Origin of the sequence: Pseudarthrobacter sp. CC4 (genome assembly GCF_048957775.1) — a bacterium.
Lineage (GTDB): Bacteria > Actinomycetota > Actinomycetes > Actinomycetales > Micrococcaceae > Arthrobacter.
This window is the reverse complement of record NZ_JARCCZ010000080.1, coordinates 1-754: the sequence shown is the minus strand read 5'-3', so window position 1 is coordinate 754 and position 754 is coordinate 1. Positions and strand designations below refer to the sequence as shown.

Below are 754 nucleotides of genomic sequence, written 5' to 3'. Positions count from 1 at the left end.
TGTCCATGCCCAGTGAGAGTTGTTGGCCCAGCTCACCGGTGAGGCCGCTGACGGTCAACGGAACGTTATACGTGGTGTTGGTCGTCGTCGGGCCAAGTGTGCCAATGCTGGTGCCGAGCTGCGGCTTGTTGCTGTACGTGATCCCGCTTTCGGTCCAGCTGTCATCCGCGACCAGCTTGACGTTCTGCGTACCCGTGGACCCGCTCCCGGCACTACGCAACTGCAGGGTCGCGCTCACCAGGGTCCTGCCCGCATAGGCTGACAGGTCGAACTTCAAATACGTGACCTCCACCGGACTGCTGTCCACACCCAGCAGGGTGCTCGTGCCATAGTTCGTCCCGATCGCCCCGCTCGTCACATAGCTGTCAGCGGCGGCCGTGAGCGTAACCGTTTCCGACGTGCCCCCGCCCGCGGCAGCCGTGGTGAAGGACCAGGTCTTGTCCTGCGCCAACGCGTTACCGGCAACATCCCTCACGCCACCGGAGCCGCCCTTGATCGTCGCCGTGTACGTCGTACCCGCCTTCAGGTCAGCGTTCGGGTTCAACGTCGCAACGTTGCCCGTATACGACACAACCGCGGACACAGGCGTCGCATTTGGCGGAACCGGCGCCGTCCCCTCGTACAACTCGAACGTGCTCGACGTGACCGTCGAGGCATCCATCGCCTCCGAGAACGTACCCGTCGCGTTCGCCGTCACCGCCACACCGGTCGCACCAGCGGCCGGAGACGTACCCGTCACCGTCGGAGCCGTCGT

At 64.7% G+C, this 754-nt stretch carries 1 protein-coding gene; it reads right to left on the bottom strand.

From position 1 onward, the window contains the following. Positions 1-697, bottom strand: a 697-nt coding sequence (locus tag PV768_RS21850) for a DUF7594 domain-containing protein (RefSeq protein ID WP_421094207.1), incomplete at its 3' end; no start/stop codon positions are given. Positions 698-754: the final 57 nt, after the last annotated feature.